The following is a 16,053-nucleotide window of genomic DNA, read 5'->3' as shown; positions in this document are numbered from 1 at the left end:
AGAGGTATTCGCCCCCGTCCCCGAACGTGGGGCCAAGTCTCCGCCACCTTGTCAAAACGGAACCCGACATGACCCGACTTCTTCCCGGCGTGATCGCCATGGCCGCCATCGTTGTGGCCTCCAACATCCTCGTGCAGTTCCTCTTCGGCGACTGGCTGACCTGGGGCGCCTTCACCTATCCCTTCGCCTTTCTCGTCACCGACGTCATGAACCGCGTCTACGGCGCGGCCACCGCCCGCAAGGTGGTGATCGCGGGCTTCGCCACAGGCGTCGCCTGTTCCCTGATCGGCACGCAGATCATGGGCGAGTTCGGGCCTCTCGTGACGTGGCGCATCGCCATCGCCTCCGGGACGGCCTTCCTGACCGCTCAACTCCTCGACGTGGCGATCTTCGACCGCCTACGCGAAGAGGCGTGGTGGCGCGCGCCGCTCGTCTCGACCCTGATCGGCTCGGCCGTCGATACCATCCTCTTCTTCACGCTGGCCTTTTCGGCCAGCCTGTCGTTCCTCGAACCCGGCAACGACGTCTCCTGGGCCAACGAGATGTTGCCGCTCCTCGGCGTCGGCCCTGCGGTCCCGCTCTGGATCTCGCTCGCCCTGGCCGATTGGTGCGTAAAACTTGGGCTCGCGATTGTGACGCTCGTGCCATTTCGAGTCATCGTGCAAAAAATCGCGCCGCTCGGATCGTGAATTAATTTGACAGACACAAATAGCGTGCCACCCTCCAGGTATCGGCAACCAATTGAAAGGAGGTGGTCCAGTGTCTAGAGCGATATTGGAGATATGTGTCCGGACAGTCGGGGGGGCCGTTGCCTAGGGCAGACCCGAAGGCAGAACACTCCTGATTGGGCCCGTCGACACGGTCGACCCCTAACTGGCCCATCTCCAAGAAACTCGGAAGGGTCGCGCCAGTCGCGGCCCTTCTTCCTTTGACTTCGGACCGAGCCATGCGCATCACGCCCGACATCGAGATCGCAGACTGGGAGCTGACCGAGCAGTTCGTTCGCTCAAGCGGCCCGGGCGGTCAGAACGTCAACAAGGTCAACACCGCCGTCGAGTTGCGCTTCGAGGCGGAGCGGTCTCCGAACCTGCCCGACCCCGTGAAACGAAGGCTTCGGCGACTGGCGGGCCGGCGCTGGACCAAGGACGGCGCGCTGATCATCCAGGTCTCGGAAGAACGCAGCCAGGCCCGCAACCGGGATATCGCGCGCGAACGCCTCGCAGACCTGATCCGCCGCGCGACCATCGTGCCGAAGCCGCGCCTCAAGACCCGCGTATCGCTCTCGCAGAAGCGCAAGCGCCTCGACGCCAAGAAGCGCCGAGGCGAGATCAAGTCGGCCCGCGGCCCGGTCGACGAGCCCTAGATCACCCTCCCCGGATTGCACCCCGCCCCACCGCCTGCCATTCAAGGCACGCGACAGGAGACCGCCATGACAGACGACACGAACCGCGTGTTCCGCGACGCGCACCAGGACAGCGCGACCGCGCGCGACATCCCCGACACGCCGCAGACGCGTTCGCCATCCTACCGTCTTGCCTTTGCCGACGCCGACTTCCTCCTGCGCGACGAACTGCGTCCCGTCCGCCTGCAGCTCGAGCTTCTGAAGCCCGAGATGATGATGACCGAATATGGCATCGACTCCACGGTCGTCCTCTTCGGGGGCGCCCGCATTCCCAGCCCGGAAGACGCGCAGACGGCGCGCACCCAGACCCTCGCGGACCTCAGCCGCTACTACGAAGAGGCCCGCATCTTCGCCCGTCTTCTCACCGAGCGGGCCATCGCCTCCAGCACCGGCGGCCGCGAGCACGTCATCGTCACGGGCGGCGGACCCGGAGTGATGGAGGCCGGCAACAAGGGCGCGGCCGAGGCCGGGGGCGTGTCCATCGGCCTGAACATCGTCCTGCCGCACGAGCAGGCGCCGAACGATTACGTGACGCCCGACCTCGCGTTCAATTTCCACTACTTCGCCATCAGGAAGATGCACTTCCTGATGCGCGCCGCCGCCATCGCCGTCTTTCCCGGCGGCTTCGGCACGCTCGACGAGCTGTTCGAGTCCCTGACGCTGATCCAGACCGGCCGGATGAAACCCATCCCGTTCCTGCTTTTCGGCTCGGAATTCTGGAATCGCATCGTGGACTTCAAGGCACTGGCCGAAGCGGGTACGATCTCGGACGCCGACCTCGACCTGTTCCGTTTCGTGGACACGGCCGAGGAAGCAATCGCGTGCATGGAAAACTGGCCCGGTCCGCACACGCGACGTCAAAGCATCCCGGGTCGCAACGCATAACCAAAGGGTGGGACAATGGGACTGATTTGGCTTCTGATCGTCGGCCTGATCGCGGGATGGCTCGCGAACCAGATCATGAAGAAGGATAGCGGCAGCTTGCCGATGAACCTCGTGGTCGGCGTCGTCGGCGCGCTGATCGGCGGATTTCTGGGACGTTTGATCGGCCTCCAGGCGACGGGCCTAATAGGCTCGATCATCATGGCGACCATCGGCGCGGTGGTCCTTCTGTGGATCGTCGCGAAGGTCAGGGAGCGCTAAGGAACAAGATTGACCGCGCGCAGTTGTCAGGCGACACATTTGCAGGGAGATACGCAAAATGGACGCTCTAGGCTGGTTCTCTTTCCTCATCGTCGGCCTTCTGGCGGGCTGGATCGCCGAGAAGGTGATGAAGCGCGATCACGGGTTGATGATGAACCTGATCGTGGGCGTCGTCGGCGCCTACCTCGGCGCCTTCGTTGCCAGCCTGATCGGCATCACCGCCGGCGGTTTCCTCGGAGCGCTGGTCATCGCGATCATCGGTGCGGTCCTGCTTCTCTGGCTGGTCAGCCTCATCCGTCGCTGACCCTCAGACCGTGCGCACCTCGGTGTGCGACTTGAGAACCTCGTCGCCGTCGGATTGCTCGATCCTGTAGGCCGGGCAGTCCGCCGACGCGTTCCGCGTGATCTCGCTTCCCTTGATCGTCAGCGTCTGTCGGCTGGTATAGACCTTCACGACCTTTCCGCGCGCCGTACTGCCGGACCAGGTCCACTCGACGGTATCGCCTTCCTTGTACCCTGCGCTCATACCTCGGTCTCGGACAGATACGACACGATCAACTCGCGCACCTTGGGATCCGTGATCTCGCTGTAGGGCTTCATCGCGTTCCCCGGCACCACGGCGTCCGGCGCTTCGATGAAGGCGTCCAGCGTCTCGGCATCCCACACGACATCGGACCCCGCCATCGCATCGCTGTACCCATAGCCGGGGACCGAACCGGCTTTCCGGTCGATCACGGCATGTAGCGTCGGTCCCATGCGGTTGTCGCCCTCCTCGACGGAATGGCAGGTGCGGCAATGGTTGTTGAACTCGACCTCGCCGCTCGCGTCCTGTGACATCGCGGGCGACGCGGCCAGAACGATCAGGGCTGTCAGGAATTTCTGCATGATCCACCTCCAGCCCGTCAACGCCGGAGGTGGCCCGCCGTTCCCCTCAGAGCCCGCTCTCGGCGGCGATCTGCGCGCGGGACTTGCGCTCGCGCTCGGTCGCGGACTTCAACTGCCCGCAGGCCGCCATGATATCCTCGCCCCGCGGCGTGCGAATGGGCGAGGCGTATCCCGCCTTGTAGACGATGTCCGAGAACGCCTCGATCCGCGACCAGTCCGACCGCTCGTAGGGCGCACCGGGCCACTCGTTGAAGGGGATGAGATTGATCTTCGCCGGAATGCCCGCGATCAGCTTCACCAGCCGCCGCGCATCCTCGTCGCTGTCGTTCACACCCTTCAGCATGACGTATTCGAAGGTGATCCGCTCCGAGTTCGAGGCCTTCGGATAAGCGCGCAACGCATCGAGAAGCTCGGCGATGTTCCAGCGCTTGTTGATCGGCACCAGCCTGTTGCGCACCTCGTCGGTGGTCGCGTGGAACGACACCGCCAGCATGCAGCCGATCTCTTCGGCCGTCCGCGCGATCTCGGGCACGACGCCGCTGGTCGACAGGGTGATCCGCCGCCGCGACAAGGCGATGCCCTCCGCGTCCATCGCGATCTTCATCGCGTCGCGCACCGCCTCGAAGTTGTAGAGAGGCTCGCCCATTCCCATCAGCACGATGTTGGACAGAAGGCGCGGCCCCGCCTCGCCCATGCCCACGCCGTGCTCGGGCCATTCGCCCAGGTCGTCACGCGCCAGCATGACCTGACCCACGATCTCGCCCGCCGTCAGGTTGCGCACCAGCTTCTGCGTGCCGGTATGGCAGAACGAACAGGTCAGCGTGCAGCCGACCTGGCTCGAGATGCAGAGCGTGCCGCGATCCTCTTCGGGGATATAGACCGTCTCGACCTCGTGCCCGCCCGCGATGCGCACAAGGTATTTGCGCGTGCCGTCAGCGCTGACGTGGCGGCTGACGACCTCAGGCAGCGCGATGGTGAACTTTTCGGCCAGAAGCGCGCGATAGTCCTTAGACAGATTGGTCATCTCGCCGAAGTCGCGCACGCCCCAGAAATAGACCCACTGCCAGATCTGGTTGACCCGCATCTTCGCCTGCTTCTCGGGCGTTCCCGCCTCGATCAGCGCCAGGCGCATGGCCTCGCGCGTCAGGCCGACGACATTCGTCCGCCCCTCCGCCGAGGCGGACTCCTTGCGGGGGATAGTCACGACATCCTGGGTGATGGGCGCTGTGGCGTCGGTCATGGCTTTGGCTTTCCGGGGTCAGAGGCGGCATATAAGCGAAGCCGCCCCAAAAGCCAAATCCGAAACACCTCAGCGGCGCGGCATGCTCCACTTGGACGGGGCGTCGCGCCGGTAAAGCCGCAACGCCAGTCCCAGCCCCACACCGACGCCGATGGCCACCGTCAGGTCGGCCACCACCGTCAGGACGAACGTCAGCACCAGAAGCAGCCGGTCCGACACCCGCATCCGCGCGTACTCTGCCCACTTGTGCGGCTCGGACATGTTCCATGCTGTCAGGATCAGAAGCCCGGCCAGCGCCGGCATGGCAAGATAGCCCGCAAGCGGCGCGGCGATGGCCATGACGGCAAGGATGGCGACGGCATGAACGATCCCCGCAACGGGCGTCTGTCCTCCGGCCCGCACGTTCGTCGCCGTCCGCGCGATGGCGCCCGTCGCCGGCAGGCCTCCGAACAACGCCGATCCCAGGTTCGCCGCACCTTGGGCGATCAGCTCGGCGCTCGGCCGGTGCGATCCGCCCGTCATGCGGTCGGCGACCATTGCAGAGAGAAGCGACTCGACGCCCGCCAGGAAGGCGATCACCAGAGCGGACGGCAACAGTTCACGGAACCGCGCAAGGTCGAGGTCCGGCAGCGATGGCGCGGGCAGCGTTCTCGGCAGCGCGCCGAAGCGGCCCTCGATCGTGTCGACCGGCAGCGCCAGCAAGGCCACGGCGGCAGAGGTCAGCGCGACCGCGACGATCAGGCCCGGCTGGCGCGGTGCGAGACGACGCAGAGCGACGATCAGCACCATCGTCACCAGCCCCACGGACAGGGCGGCGGGATTCAAGGTCCCTCGTGCGGCCCAGAGACCCGCGATCTTGCCGAAGAACTCGGCGGGCGTCGCGCCCTTCAGGCCGAACAGGTCCTGAAGCTGGCTCGTCGCGATGATGACGGCGATCCCGATGGTGAAGCCGCTGACCACCGGCTCCGGCACCAGCGCGATCAGCCGGCCGGCGCGCAGGAAACCCGCCACCAGCAGGATCACCCCCGCCATCAACGTCGCAAGCACCAGCCCGTCATAGCCGTGTTCCGCGATCACGCCCGCGACGACGACGATGAAGGCCCCCGTCGGTCCGCCAATCTGCACCCGGCTTCCGCCCAGAAGCGAGATCAGGAAGCCCGCGACGACCGCCGTCACCAATCCCTTCGCCGGATCCGCGCCCGACGCGATGGCGATGGCGAGGCTCAGCGGCAGCGCCACCATCGCGACGGTCAATCCGGCCGCGAGGTCCGCCGCGAAAAGCGTGCGCGTGTATCCCGGAAGGGTCGTGAGAAGCTGAGGCTTCACGTCAGGTCCATTGGAGAGGCTCGCCGCGACGCTAGTCCCGCGCCCCCCATCCGACAATCGTAAATCGCGCGGTAATCTTTGTTACCGCCCGCATCTCCGAGACGCCGGATTGCCCGTCACTCGTCACAGATGTCCGACGGTTTGCCGACAGCTGCCATACGCTTTGCCGACACGCCCGCTTCACGCCTCGGCCGTGTTTTAAAGGCGTTTACCTTCGCGGGCTTTCTCCGCAACGCCCTGCCCGGCGCGCCTCATTAACCCTTGGCGCGCCCCGCTGCCGTCCCGGATGACAACGCGCCCCGCTCCCGCTACCGTCCCGCGCATGATCGACGACCTTCCCCGCTGCTTCGGGTCTTCCTCCGAACTCTACGCCCACTACCACGACACCGAATGGGGCGTGCCCGTACACGACGACAGGACGCTTTTCGAGATGCTCATCCTCGAAGGAGCCCATGCCGGCCTGTCGTGGGAGACGGTGCTGAAGAAACGAGATGGCTACCGCCGCATCTTCCACGACTTCGACGTCGCCAGGGTCGCCGCCATGACCGACGAAGACCTTGCTGTCGCACTGACTGACCCGGGCATCGTGCGCCACCGCCAGAAGGTCGAGGCCACGCGCCGCAACGCCCGTATCTTCATGGAAATGCAGAGAGAATACGGCAGCGTCTCGCACTGGCTCTGGTCCCATGTCGACGGCGAGCCCCTCCGAGGCGACTGGTCCGAGCGCGGCGACATCCCCGCGACGACGCCTCTCTCGGACGCCATCTCGAAAGACCTTCGAAAGCGCGGAATGGGCTTCGTCGGACCCACAATCATCTACGCCTACCTCCAGGCCGTGGGCGTCGTGAACGACCATTGGCGCGGCTGCTGGATTTCGACCCGCGCGCTTCTCGTTGCCCGGTCCTCCAAGCCGGGATAGCCCTAAGCCATGACCTGCGATCCCATCGACCTGACCCGCCGCCTCGTCCGTTGTCCCTCGGTCACCCCCGAGGAAGGCGGCGCGATCAGCCTTCTCCAGGACCTCCTGACCGAGGCCGGCTTCACCTGCCACCGCGCCGACCGGGGCGAGACCGCGAACCTCGTCGCCAGATGGGGCGCCAAGGCCCATCCCCGCACCTTCGGCTTCAACGGCCACACCGACGTCGTTCCTCCCGGCGACCCCCAGAAATGGGCCCACGATCCCTTCTCAGCAACTATCGAGAATGGCTGGCTTTTCGGCAGGGGCGCCGCCGACATGAAGTCCGGCGTGGCCGCCTTCGTCGCTGCCGCGGTCGACCTCGTCGCTGAGGCTCCGCCCGATGGCGCGATCCTCATCACCGTGACCGGCGACGAGGAAGGCGACGCCACCGACGGCACCCCCGCGATCCTCCACTGGATGAACGCGACCGGCGAGGCGATGAGCGTGTGCCTCGTCGGAGAACCGACCTGTCCCTCCGAAATGGGAGAGATGATGAAGGTCGGACGCCGCGGATCGATAACCGCCGTCTTTACCGCAACCGGCGTGCAGGGCCACTCCGCCTATCCGCATCGCGCGAAGAACCCCGTGTCCGCGATGGCGCGCCTGATCGACCGCCTCGCCAGCCACACCATCGACGACGGCACCGAGCATTTCGACGCCTCGACACTTGCCGTGACCACCTTCGACACCGGCAACCCCGCCACCAACGTCATCCCGGCGGGCTGCCGCGCCACGGTGAACATCCGTTTCAATGACGCCCATACCTCGGACAGCCTGACCTCGTGGCTTGCCGCTGAGGCACGCAAGGTCGCCGAGCAAACGGGCGTCGAGATCGGAATGACCGCTCGCGTCTCGGGCGAAAGTTTTCTGACCCCGCCCGGACCGCTGTCGGACCTCGTCGCCAGTGCGGTCGAGGCCGAGACAGGCCGACGTCCGGTGCTGTCGACATCGGGCGGCACGTCGGACGCGCGCTTCATCCGAAGTCATTGCCCTGTGGTGGAATTCGGCCTCGTCGGCCAGACCATGCACCAGGTGGACGAAAGGGTGCGGGTCGAGCACATCGACCAGCTCAAGGCCGTCTACCGCCGCATCCTCGAAAGCTACTTCGCGTGACCGTCCGCCGCGCCCGCCCGGGTGACATGCCCGCGGTTATGGACATTCGGCGCACGGTTTTCATCGACGAACAGTCGGTCCCCGAGACCATCGAACGCGATATGTTCGACGCCACGGCGCTTCACCTCGTCGCTCTCGCCGACGGCCGACCCGTGGGAACGGCCCGCATCGTCATCGGCGGGGGCATAGGCAAGATCGGGCGCGTTGCCGTCCTGAAGCCCTACAGGGGCACCGGCCTTGGCCGAGCCCTGATCCGCCTCGCGATGGAGGAGAGCCGACTCGCGGGCGCCCATACCGCGAAGCTCGGCGCACAGACCCATGCCCTGGGTTTCTACGAGGCGCTCGGTTTCACCGCGCAGGGGGACGAGTACCTCGACGCCGGAATCCCGCACCGCGACATGACATGCCCGCTCTAGGGCGCAGGCGACCCACCCTGATCGTCATGCTGAAGGAACCCCGCGCCGGGCGCGTCAAGACCCGCCTTGGCCGCCAGGTGGGAATGACCGTCGCCGCCTGGTGGTTTCGTCACCAGGCACGACACCTGCTGCGTCGCCTGGACGACCGGAGGTGGGTCCTGGTCCTCGCCGTGACGCCGGATGCCGAGGGACTGAGAAGCCGTTCCTGGCCGGCGCACCTCCCGCGCATCGCCCAGGGCAGAGGCGACCTTGGCCAACGCATGGCGCGCTGCCTTCTCGCCTCACAGGGCCCCGCCATCCTGATCGGTGCGGACATCCCGGGTGTCCGGCGACATCACATCGAGGAAGCATTTCAGTCTCTTGGCCACCACGGAAGCGTCATTGGACCCGCCATGGACGGTGGCTTCTGGCTCATCGGTCTGCGCCATCCCGAACGCACGCTGCCTGCCTTCCTCGACGGCATCGCGTGGTCTCAAGATAACACGCTGGATAACACCCTGCCTCGGCTTCCCCACCCCGTCGCGAGCGCCGCCACTCTCTCCGACGTCGACGACGCGGACGACCTCTGAGAGAACCTGTGGCCAGCGGTTTCCCCCGTGACCTCTCCGCACGCTCATGATACCGCCGGGACATGGCCCGTATCCCCTCGAAAAAGGACATCCTCGACTGGATCGCCGAGCATCCGACGGCGACCGCGAAGCGCGACATTGCCAAGGCCTTCGGCATCAAGGGCGCGGATCGGATCGACCTGAAGCGCGTCTTGAAAGAGCTCGAAGAGGACGGCCAACTCGAGAGGCGGCGCAAGACCTACCGCGACCCGGACCGCCTGCCTCCCGTCTCCGTCCTCCAGGTCACGGGCCCGGGCAAGGACGGCGACCTCTACGCCCGTCCGCTTGAATGGCAGGGCGACGGACCCGAGCCGCGCATCCTTCTGATACCGCGCGACTCCGATCCCGCTCTTGGTGAGGGCGACCGCATCCTCGCGCGGGTGACCCTCGTCCGGGACGAGGACCATGCCTACGAAGCCCGCCTGATCCGCCGCATCGGGACGAACCCGCGGAAGGTCCTTGGCGTCTTCCGCAAGACCGCCGAGGGAGGCCGCATCCTGCCTGTCGACAAGGGCGCGGCGCGGGAATGGCGAGTGGCAAAGGATGCGACGCACGGCGCGAAGGACGGCGAACTGGTCGAGGCCGAGCAGGCTGGGCCGAAGGACAGCATGGGTCTTCCACGTGCACGGATCGTGACGCGCCTGGGTGACCCGTCGCAGCCGCGCGCTGTGTTCCTCATCGCCATTCACCAGCACGGACTGCGCGACGACTTCGCCGACGACGCGATCGCCGAGGCCGACGCGATGGAGCCGGCGGGGATGCAAGGCCGCGAGGATTTCCGCGAGGTACCGCTGGTCACCATCGACCCCTCGGACGCTCGCGATCACGACGATGCGGTTTGGGCCGAAGCCGATCCCGACCCGAAGAACGTCGGCGGGTTCATCCTTTGGGTCGCCATCGCCGACGTGTCGCACTACGTCACCCCCGGTTCGGCGCTGGACCGGGAAGCCTGGGAGCGGGGCAACTCGACCTACTTTCCCGACCGCGTGGTGCCGATGCTGCCGGACCGGCTGTCCGGCGACCTGTGTTCCTTGCACGAAGGTGTTCCGCGCGCCTGCCTCGTCGCGAGCATCCGCATCGACGCGAAGGGCGAGAAGCGCGACCACTCGTTCCATCGCGGCCTGATGCGCTCCGACGCGACGCTCCATTACGAAGAAGTGCAGGCCGCCATCGATGGCCAGCCGAACGAGAAGACCGTGCCCCTGCTCGAAACGGTGATCCGACCGCTCTACGCGGCCTACCACGCCCTTGCGACGGCACGGAAGGCGCGCGAGCCCCTCGATCTCGACCTGCCCGAGCGGCAGGTGATCCTGGGCGAAGATGGCACGGTAAGGTCCGTCGCCTTCAAGGACCGCCTCGACGCGCACCGGCTGATCGAGGAGTTCATGATCCTCGCCAACGTCGCCGCCGCCGAAACCCTGATCGCGAAGCGTACGCCGCTTTTGTTCCGCGTCCACGAGGAACCCGACCCCGACAAGATGGAGGCCCTCCGCGAGGTCGCACAGGGGGCCGGCCTGACGCTCGCCAAGGGGCAGGTTCTGAAGACGGCACACCTGAACCGCCTTCTGGCCCAGGCCGAGGGTCACGACGACGACGCGATCATCAACATGGCCGTCCTGCGGGCCATGACGCAAGCCTACTACAGCCCTGAGAATTTCGGCCACTTCGGCCTCGCGCTGAAGGCCTATGCCCATTTCACATCACCGATCCGGCGCTATGCCGACCTCGTCGTCCACCGCGCCCTGATCCGTGCGCACGGCTGGGGCGGTGACGGGCTGACCGAGGACGAGATCGAGCGGCTGGCGAACACCGGCGAGCAGATCTCGATGACCGAAAGGCGATCGATGGAAGCGGAACGGGACACCACGGACCGCTACTTGGCCGCCTATCTCTCGGACCGCGTCGGGAGCGAGTTCAAGGGGCGAATCTCGGGGATCCAGAGGTTCGGCGCTTTCGTTCGGCTGGACGAGACCGGCGCCGACGGTCTGATCCCGATCCGTGAGATCGGCCGCGAATATTTCCACTTCGACCGCGACAGCCAGACACTCATGGGGTCCGAGACCGGCATGACGCTGACCATCGGTCAGAGGGTGACGGTGCGTCTTTCCGAAGCGGTGCCGGTTACGGGCGGCATCCTTCTGGAACTGCTGGAGGTCGAGGGCGGTGCCCTTCCTGCCGCGCCGCGCAAGGGGCGGGGAAAGGGTCCCGTCCGCCGCAAGGAAAAGGCGGGGGCGGCGAAGGCGCGCAAGGAACGCAAGGTCGCGCGGCGCCGCAAATAGGGTCTGCCCCCGGTCGGTGCGTCTGCCGCGCGACGCCTCGCCGATCTCGGCGCAGGCCGCTTCCGACGAGGACCGAATCCCGCTAACCTCCACCACGAGCAGTCAAAACACAGGTGAACCATGCGCATGCTAAAGGTCGCCATCCTCGCGTTCTGCCTTGTCACCGGCCCGGCCGTGGCAGGCCCGGATACATCCGTTTCGCCCCGACCGCGACCCGCCCATGCAGAGGAGGCGCAGATCGTGCTTGCCCAGGCTTCGCGCTCCAGCATGGAGTTCCAGAGGTGGATCGACGGGTTTCGCGGCCGTGCAAGGGCCGCCGGCATCCGTGACGGCGTGTTCAACGCAGCCTTCCAAGGCGTACGCTATGATCCGGGCGTGATCGAAAAGGACCGCAACCAGTCCGAGTTCACCAAGCCGATCTGGGAATACCTCGACAGCGCCGCCTCCGACGCCCGCGTCCGCAACGGCCGCGACGCGGTGCGCCGCCATCAGAGGCTCCTCGACGCGATCGAGGCAGCCTACGGCGTCGAAGGCGAGGTCGTGGCCGCCGTCTGGGGTCTCGAGAGCGCATATGGCGAGTATCGGGGCAGCGAACCCCTGATCCAGTCTCTGGCCACGCTTGCCTTTGACGGGCGCCGCGGAAGGTTCTTCGAAGAGCAACTCGTCGCGGCACTGAAGATCGTGCAGGCCGGCGATGTGTCCCCGGGTCGCATGACGGGAAGCTGGGCCGGGGCAATGGGCCACACACAATTCATCCCGACGTCGTACCTTGCCTACGCGGTGGACTTCACTGGCGACGGCAAGCGCGACATCTGGTCCGACGATCCGGCCGACGCCCTCGCCTCGACCGCCGCCTACCTTCGGCGCTTCGGATGGACCAAGGGTCAGCCCTGGGGGGTCGAGGTCGCCTTGCCGCGCGGCTTCGACTATGCGGAGACCGGAGAGCGTATCAAGAAGAGCCCGGCCGAGTGGGCGGCGCTCGGCATCCGTGATACGCAGGGTGGCACGGTCCCGAACTACGGAAGCGCCTCCATCCTCTTGCCCGCCGGCGCGCAGGGTGCGGCTTTCATGATCTTCCAGAACTTTCACGTCATCGAGCGCTATAATACGGCCGACGCTTATGTCATCGGCGTCGGTCACCTGTCCGACCGTATCCGCGGCGCCGGTCCGCTCAAGTCGGGATGGCCGCGCGGCGACCGCAACCTGCGCTTCGCAGAAAAAAAGGAGATGCAGGCGCTTCTGTCGCGGCGGGGCTTCGAGACTGGCGGTGTCGACGGCATCATCGGTCCGAACACGATCCAGGCGATCCGGCGCTTCCAGGTCTCCATCGGAATGATCCCCGACGGGTATGCCAGCTTCGAGATCCTCAACCGGCTGAAATAGCGAAACCTGCCTCCGGCCCGTCCAAGGGCCTGTGGCGCGGCAACAACCACGGCAAGCTTTTCATCCGGCGGGCTTTTCCGATCGCGGGCGCACGCGCATCATCCGGCAAAGCAAAACCCGAGGCAGGGTCGCGTGCGGGACCGGGAATACCCGGACCATGCGCAAGACGGACAACGGCAGACGGCACCGGCACGACCGGTGGCGGACCCGGCCTCGTGATCGCGACATGAGGCTGACATGGTTCAGGGCGTCGAGCTCAACTACAACATCAACGCCAGCGCAATGCAGATGGCGAACCTCATCTTCGGGGACAGGGTCACCGTCCTAAGCGCCAGCTACACCGGCGACAACCGCGCGTCGGCGATATACTCCAATGGCGATAGCATTTCGCCTGGCGTGGTGCCGTCGGACAGCGGCGTGATCCTCTCGACGGGCGACGCCCGCGCCTTCACGACGCGGAACAATTCGCAGTCGAACACTTCTTCCTCGACAACAACGTCAAATGACGGGCCGAACCGCGAAGACGATTTCGATGAACTTTCCGGGACAAGGACTTATGACGCCTCGTTCCTCGAGGTGGACTTCATCCCTGATGCGGGGACCGAGTTCATAACGATGGAATTCGTGTTCTCGTCGGACGAATACCCCGAGTATGCCACGTCGATCTACAACGACATGGTGGGTGTCTGGATCAACGGGGAGATCGTGCCGTTGGCGGCGGGCACCGGCCAGACCAGCGTCACGAACATCAACCTGTCGGGCGCGCAGAACCTTTTCATCTCGAATACCGGCGACCAGTACAACACCGAGATGGACGGCTTTACTGTATCCATGTCGCTGACCATTCCGGTGATCGCCGGGCAGGTGAACTCGATCAAGATCGGCATCGCCGACGTCTCGGACGACCAGTACGACTCCAACGTGCTGATCGCGGCCGACAGTGTGCAGGGGTCGCTGATTGCCGTGACCGATGACGTGCTGCTGCGGCCAGGTACGACGAAGACCGTAAACGTCCTCAAGAATGACATCAACCTCACCGGCGGCGAAGCGTGGATCACGCATATCAACGGCATTGCCGTGTCGCCTGGCGACAGCGTCACGTTGACGACGGGACAGACGATCACCCTGACCGCCGACAACAAGCTCGAGATGGTCGGCAACAACGAAAGCGAGGATGTCGCCTTCACCTATGGCGTGACGTCGAGCGCGGGCGACTATGCCGTGGGCTTCGTCCTACTCGACACCGTCCCCTGCTTTGTCGCCGGCACGATGATCCGCACCTCGCGGGGCGAGGTTCCGATTGAAAGGTTGGAGCCGGGCGACCTCGTCGAGACGCGCGACGATGGCCTGCAGCCCGTTCGCTGGATCGGCCGCCGTATCCTGCCCGCCGAGGGACCGATGGCGCCCGTCCGCATAGCCGAGAACACCTTCGGCCATCACCGAGCCGTGCTCATTTCTCCGCACCACCGTGTTCTGATCACGAACCAGCAGGCCGAACTGCTTTTCGGTTCGCACGAGGTTCTGGTGGCCGCCCGCGACCTTGTCGATGGCCGAGCCGTGCGACAGGTTCAGGGCGGCATGGTCGAATACGTCCACATCCTGTTCGACCGCCACCAGATCGTCTGGTCCGACGGTCTTGAAAGTGAAAGCTTCCTGCCCGGACCGCAGACGACGAGTTGCTTCGATGCGGAGACGGTCGCCGAGATCCGCCACATCTTCCCTGAACTGGACCCGGCGACAGGCCTCGGCTACGGACCGGCTGCGCGACCGGCTCTCAAGAGGTTCGAGGCGCGCCTTTTGGTCGCCTGAGGATCAGGCGAAGAGGCGCGCCACCGCCTCCGGCATCTGGTCCGGTCTTTCCAGAACGGCACGGGCGCCATGCCATTCGGCAGCGGTGCCATAGCCCCAGCCGACGGCCAGCGATGGCATTCCCACCTCCGCCGCCGCCGCCACGTCGTGGTGACGATCCCCGATCATCACCGACCGCGCCGGGTCCTCTCCCGTCTCGGCCAAGGCGTGGGCGAGCAGGTCGCCTTTCCAGTTCCGCGTGCCATCCAACTCGGGTCCGTACTCGGCGACAAAGCGGGGGGCGAGGCCGAAGTGCGCTGTGATGAGCTTCGCATAGGCGTGGGGCTTCGCCGTCGCGAGGTAAAGGCGCGCGCCGGCAAGGCCGATGGCATCCATCGCCTCGGGTATGCCGGCGTAGACCTGCGCGTCGTACATGCCGGCTTCCTGATACTTTACGCGATAGGCCTCGATGGCGGCCGCCGGGTCCGAAATGCCTGCCTTGGCGAAGCTTTCGACGAAAGGCGGTCCGATCATCCACGTCAGATCGCTTGCCGCCAGTTCGGGGTGACCGGTGACCGTCAGCGCGTAGACCAGCGACGAGACGATGCCTGGACGCGAGTCGACGAGTGTGCCGTCGAGGTCGAGAAACACGGCTACGCTCATTCGTCCGATGCGTCCCCGATGCTTTCGCCTTCCCGCAGGACAGTCGTCTCGGCGACGATCACCGCGTTTTCGGCAAGTGCGCGCTCCATCAGGGCAAGATCCCCGTCGCCGATCTCGTGTCCTTCGGCCTCACGTTCAGCCCGCGTCCCGTACCCGGTGACGTCGAGCGGCTTCAATCCGGCGGTCTTCAGCACCGCCACGGTCTCGCGTACCGCCTCGGCCTCGTCGTGACCGGCGGCATAGCACAGCAAGGCGGCTCCCGCCGCCTTGGCTGGAAGACCATCCTCCGGGCCGCGTCCGACTTGAACGAGAAGGGTATAGACCTGAAGGGAGCCTTGTTTCTTCGCCATGCGGGCGCCTTAGGCGGTTCGCCGATGCTTGTCCATGGCCGGTGGATCGCGCGCACTACGTCCAGGGGATCAGCGGCGCCTGGTGCGCGTCGGGAGGATTCATCGACCCCGCACGCTCATAGAGATAGCGGAACCCCGCGACAGCCTGCCAAGACAAGGGAAGCGTCGCCGCGTCCTGCCAAAGCGCCCCGGCTTCGTCGGGCGGCACGTCTTCGGCGATGGCCTGCGCAAGAGCCCGGAGACCAGCGCCCGACACGATCGAAAGCACGTCGTCATCGCCGCGCGTAAGGCATTCGTCCTGCGTCGGTCCATCGCCCAGGATCACACGTCCCTTGTCGCCGCTCAGCCGGAAGCCGTTCATCAGCGCCGCGCGGACTGGCGGATCGGCGAGACGGTAATGGTCGCGGAACGCCTCCCAGTTCCAATAGAGGTCGTCCGTCCCGCCGCCTTCCGAAATCCGGTCGGTGAGAAGAATGGCGGTGGCGGCGATGAAGGCGGG

The 16,053-nt window shown here is 65.8% G+C and carries 18 protein-coding genes and 1 pseudogene; 12 read left to right on the top strand and 7 right to left on the bottom strand.

Annotation, left to right across the window (positions count from 1 at the left end; all coding sequences use genetic code 11):
• Positions 1–68: 68 nt before the first annotated feature.
• From C8D95_RS19185 to C8D95_RS19165, 5 genes are all read left to right on the top strand, one after another.
• The gene (locus tag C8D95_RS19185; RefSeq protein ID WP_109760822.1) at positions 69–689 is read left to right on the top strand and encodes a queuosine precursor transporter; all 621 of its coding nucleotides are present in this window, start codon (positions 69–71) and stop codon (positions 687–689) included.
• A gap of 257 nt (positions 690–946) precedes the next feature.
• A complete protein-coding gene (arfB, locus tag C8D95_RS19180; RefSeq protein ID WP_109760821.1) occupies positions 947–1,363 on the top strand; it encodes an alternative ribosome rescue aminoacyl-tRNA hydrolase ArfB in 417 nt (138 codons plus the stop codon).
• 66 nt (positions 1,364–1,429) lie between these two features.
• Positions 1,430–2,287: an LOG family protein gene (locus C8D95_RS19175; protein WP_109760820.1), complete on the top strand. Its 858-nt coding sequence runs from the start codon at positions 1,430–1,432 to the stop codon at positions 2,285–2,287.
• 15 nt (positions 2,288–2,302) lie between these two features.
• Complete coding sequence (locus C8D95_RS19170; RefSeq protein ID WP_109760819.1) at positions 2,303–2,545, top strand: GlsB/YeaQ/YmgE family stress response membrane protein; 243 nt, start codon at positions 2,303–2,305, stop codon at positions 2,543–2,545.
• Positions 2,546–2,603: 58 nt separating this feature from the next.
• Positions 2,604–2,849, top strand: coding sequence for a GlsB/YeaQ/YmgE family stress response membrane protein (locus C8D95_RS19165; protein WP_109760818.1), 246 nt, complete (start codon positions 2,604–2,606; stop codon positions 2,847–2,849).
• Positions 2,850–2,852: 3 nt separating this feature from the next.
• Here C8D95_RS19165 and C8D95_RS19160 read toward each other — a convergent pair whose 3' ends face one another.
• The 4 genes from C8D95_RS19160 to C8D95_RS19145 all read right to left on the bottom strand — a co-directional run bounded on the left by C8D95_RS19160 (position 2,853) and on the right by C8D95_RS19145 (position 5,996).
• Positions 2,853–3,071 (bottom strand): hypervirulence associated TUDOR domain-containing protein, encoded by a 219-nt coding sequence (locus C8D95_RS19160; RefSeq protein ID WP_109760817.1) that lies wholly within the window; start codon positions 3,069–3,071, stop codon positions 2,853–2,855.
• Positions 3,068–3,430: a c-type cytochrome gene (locus C8D95_RS19155; protein ID WP_164721759.1), complete on the bottom strand. Its 363-nt coding sequence runs from the start codon at positions 3,428–3,430 to the stop codon at positions 3,068–3,070. Before C8D95_RS19155 ends, C8D95_RS19160 begins: the two co-directional genes overlap by 4 nt.
• A 46-nt stretch (positions 3,431–3,476) precedes the next feature.
• Complete coding sequence (gene rlmN / locus C8D95_RS19150) at positions 3,477–4,670, bottom strand: dual-specificity RNA methyltransferase RlmN (RefSeq protein ID WP_109760816.1); 1,194 nt, start codon at positions 4,668–4,670, stop codon at positions 3,477–3,479.
• 69 nt (positions 4,671–4,739) lie between these two features.
• Positions 4,740–5,996 (bottom strand): SulP family inorganic anion transporter, encoded by a 1,257-nt coding sequence (locus tag C8D95_RS19145; protein ID WP_109760815.1) that lies wholly within the window; start codon positions 5,994–5,996, stop codon positions 4,740–4,742.
• A 322-nt stretch (positions 5,997–6,318) separates the two neighbouring features.
• On the opposite strand from C8D95_RS19145, the gene C8D95_RS19140 reads away from it, so the two are divergent.
• From C8D95_RS19140 to C8D95_RS19110, 7 genes are all read left to right on the top strand, one after another.
• Positions 6,319–6,915, top strand: coding sequence for a DNA-3-methyladenine glycosylase I (locus tag C8D95_RS19140; protein WP_109760814.1), 597 nt, complete (start codon positions 6,319–6,321; stop codon positions 6,913–6,915).
• A gap of 9 nt (positions 6,916–6,924) precedes the next feature.
• Positions 6,925–8,067 carry a succinyl-diaminopimelate desuccinylase gene (dapE, locus tag C8D95_RS19135; RefSeq protein ID WP_109760813.1) on the top strand — a complete coding sequence of 381 codons (1,143 nt, stop codon included), beginning with the start codon at positions 6,925–6,927 and terminating at the stop codon, positions 8,065–8,067.
• A gap of 26 nt (positions 8,068–8,093) precedes the next feature.
• Positions 8,094–8,483 carry a GNAT family N-acetyltransferase gene (locus C8D95_RS19130; RefSeq protein ID WP_109760936.1) on the top strand — a complete coding sequence of 130 codons (390 nt, stop codon included), beginning with the start codon at positions 8,094–8,096 and terminating at the stop codon, positions 8,481–8,483.
• On the top strand, positions 8,471–9,052 hold the full coding sequence (locus C8D95_RS19125) for a TIGR04282 family arsenosugar biosynthesis glycosyltransferase (protein ID WP_249033332.1): 582 nt from the start codon (positions 8,471–8,473) through the stop codon (positions 9,050–9,052). Before C8D95_RS19130 ends, C8D95_RS19125 begins: the two co-directional genes overlap by 13 nt.
• A gap of 62 nt (positions 9,053–9,114) precedes the next feature.
• Positions 9,115–11,370 carry a ribonuclease R gene (gene rnr / locus C8D95_RS19120; RefSeq protein WP_109760812.1) on the top strand — a complete coding sequence of 752 codons (2,256 nt, stop codon included), beginning with the start codon at positions 9,115–9,117 and terminating at the stop codon, positions 11,368–11,370.
• Between the two features lie 126 nt (positions 11,371–11,496).
• Positions 11,497–12,753 (top strand): lytic murein transglycosylase, encoded by a 1,257-nt coding sequence (locus C8D95_RS19115; protein WP_109760934.1) that lies wholly within the window; start codon positions 11,497–11,499, stop codon positions 12,751–12,753.
• A gap of 237 nt (positions 12,754–12,990) precedes the next feature.
• Positions 12,991–14,562, top strand: a complete 1,572-nt coding sequence (locus C8D95_RS19110) for a Hint domain-containing protein (protein WP_109760811.1) — start codon at positions 12,991–12,993, stop codon at positions 14,560–14,562.
• 3 nt (positions 14,563–14,565) lie between these two features.
• On the opposite strand, the gene C8D95_RS19105 is transcribed toward C8D95_RS19110, so the two are convergent.
• From C8D95_RS19105 to C8D95_RS22140, 3 genes and pseudogenes are all read right to left on the bottom strand, one after another.
• Positions 14,566–15,204: an HAD hydrolase-like protein gene (locus tag C8D95_RS19105; protein ID WP_109760810.1), complete on the bottom strand. Its 639-nt coding sequence runs from the start codon at positions 15,202–15,204 to the stop codon at positions 14,566–14,568.
• Positions 15,201–15,554, bottom strand: coding sequence for a PIN domain-containing protein (locus C8D95_RS19100; RefSeq protein WP_109760809.1), 354 nt, complete (start codon positions 15,552–15,554; stop codon positions 15,201–15,203). Before C8D95_RS19100 ends, C8D95_RS19105 begins: the two co-directional genes overlap by 4 nt.
• Positions 15,555–15,609: 55 nt before the next feature.
• Positions 15,610–16,053: pseudogene (locus C8D95_RS22140) on the bottom strand (hypothetical protein); the annotation flags it as partial.

This window comes from Silicimonas algicola, assembly GCF_003148765.1.
Classification (GTDB): Bacteria; Pseudomonadota; Alphaproteobacteria; order Rhodobacterales; family Rhodobacteraceae; genus Silicimonas; species Silicimonas algicola.
Note: the sequence above shows the minus strand (reverse complement) of the source record. Positions and strands in the feature narration are given on the sequence as shown.

Excerpts from the sequence above, each read along its gene's own strand:
- rnr (WP_109760812.1), top strand. The coding sequence starts at position 9,115 with ATGGCCCGTATCCCCTCGAAAAAGGACATCCTCGACTGGATCGCCGAG.
- C8D95_RS19155 (WP_164721759.1), bottom strand. The coding sequence starts at position 3,430 with ATGCAGAAATTCCTGACAGCCCTGATCGTTCTGGCCGCGTCGCCCGCG.
- C8D95_RS19185 (WP_109760822.1), top strand. The coding sequence starts at position 69 with ATGACCCGACTTCTTCCCGGCGTGATCGCCATGGCCGCCATCGTTGTG.
- rlmN (WP_109760816.1), bottom strand. The coding sequence starts at position 4,670 with ATGACCGACGCCACAGCGCCCATCACCCAGGATGTCGTGACTATCCCC.
- C8D95_RS19100 (WP_109760809.1), bottom strand. The coding sequence starts at position 15,554 with ATGGCGAAGAAACAAGGCTCCCTTCAGGTCTATACCCTTCTCGTTCAA.
- C8D95_RS19140 (WP_109760814.1), top strand. The coding sequence starts at position 6,319 with ATGATCGACGACCTTCCCCGCTGCTTCGGGTCTTCCTCCGAACTCTAC.
- C8D95_RS19165 (WP_109760818.1), top strand. The coding sequence starts at position 2,604 with ATGGACGCTCTAGGCTGGTTCTCTTTCCTCATCGTCGGCCTTCTGGCG.
- C8D95_RS19110 (WP_109760811.1), top strand. The coding sequence starts at position 12,991 with ATGGTTCAGGGCGTCGAGCTCAACTACAACATCAACGCCAGCGCAATG.
- C8D95_RS19130 (WP_109760936.1), top strand. The coding sequence starts at position 8,094 with ATGCCCGCGGTTATGGACATTCGGCGCACGGTTTTCATCGACGAACAG.
- C8D95_RS19125 (WP_249033332.1), top strand. The coding sequence starts at position 8,471 with ATGCCCGCTCTAGGGCGCAGGCGACCCACCCTGATCGTCATGCTGAAG.
- C8D95_RS19115 (WP_109760934.1), top strand. The coding sequence starts at position 11,497 with ATGCTAAAGGTCGCCATCCTCGCGTTCTGCCTTGTCACCGGCCCGGCC.
- C8D95_RS19160 (WP_109760817.1), bottom strand. The coding sequence starts at position 3,071 with ATGAGCGCAGGGTACAAGGAAGGCGATACCGTCGAGTGGACCTGGTCC.
- C8D95_RS19175 (WP_109760820.1), top strand. The coding sequence starts at position 1,430 with ATGACAGACGACACGAACCGCGTGTTCCGCGACGCGCACCAGGACAGC.
- C8D95_RS19170 (WP_109760819.1), top strand. The coding sequence starts at position 2,303 with ATGGGACTGATTTGGCTTCTGATCGTCGGCCTGATCGCGGGATGGCTC.
- arfB (WP_109760821.1), top strand. The coding sequence starts at position 947 with ATGCGCATCACGCCCGACATCGAGATCGCAGACTGGGAGCTGACCGAG.
- dapE (WP_109760813.1), top strand. The coding sequence starts at position 6,925 with ATGACCTGCGATCCCATCGACCTGACCCGCCGCCTCGTCCGTTGTCCC.
- C8D95_RS19105 (WP_109760810.1), bottom strand. The coding sequence starts at position 15,204 with ATGAGCGTAGCCGTGTTTCTCGACCTCGACGGCACACTCGTCGACTCG.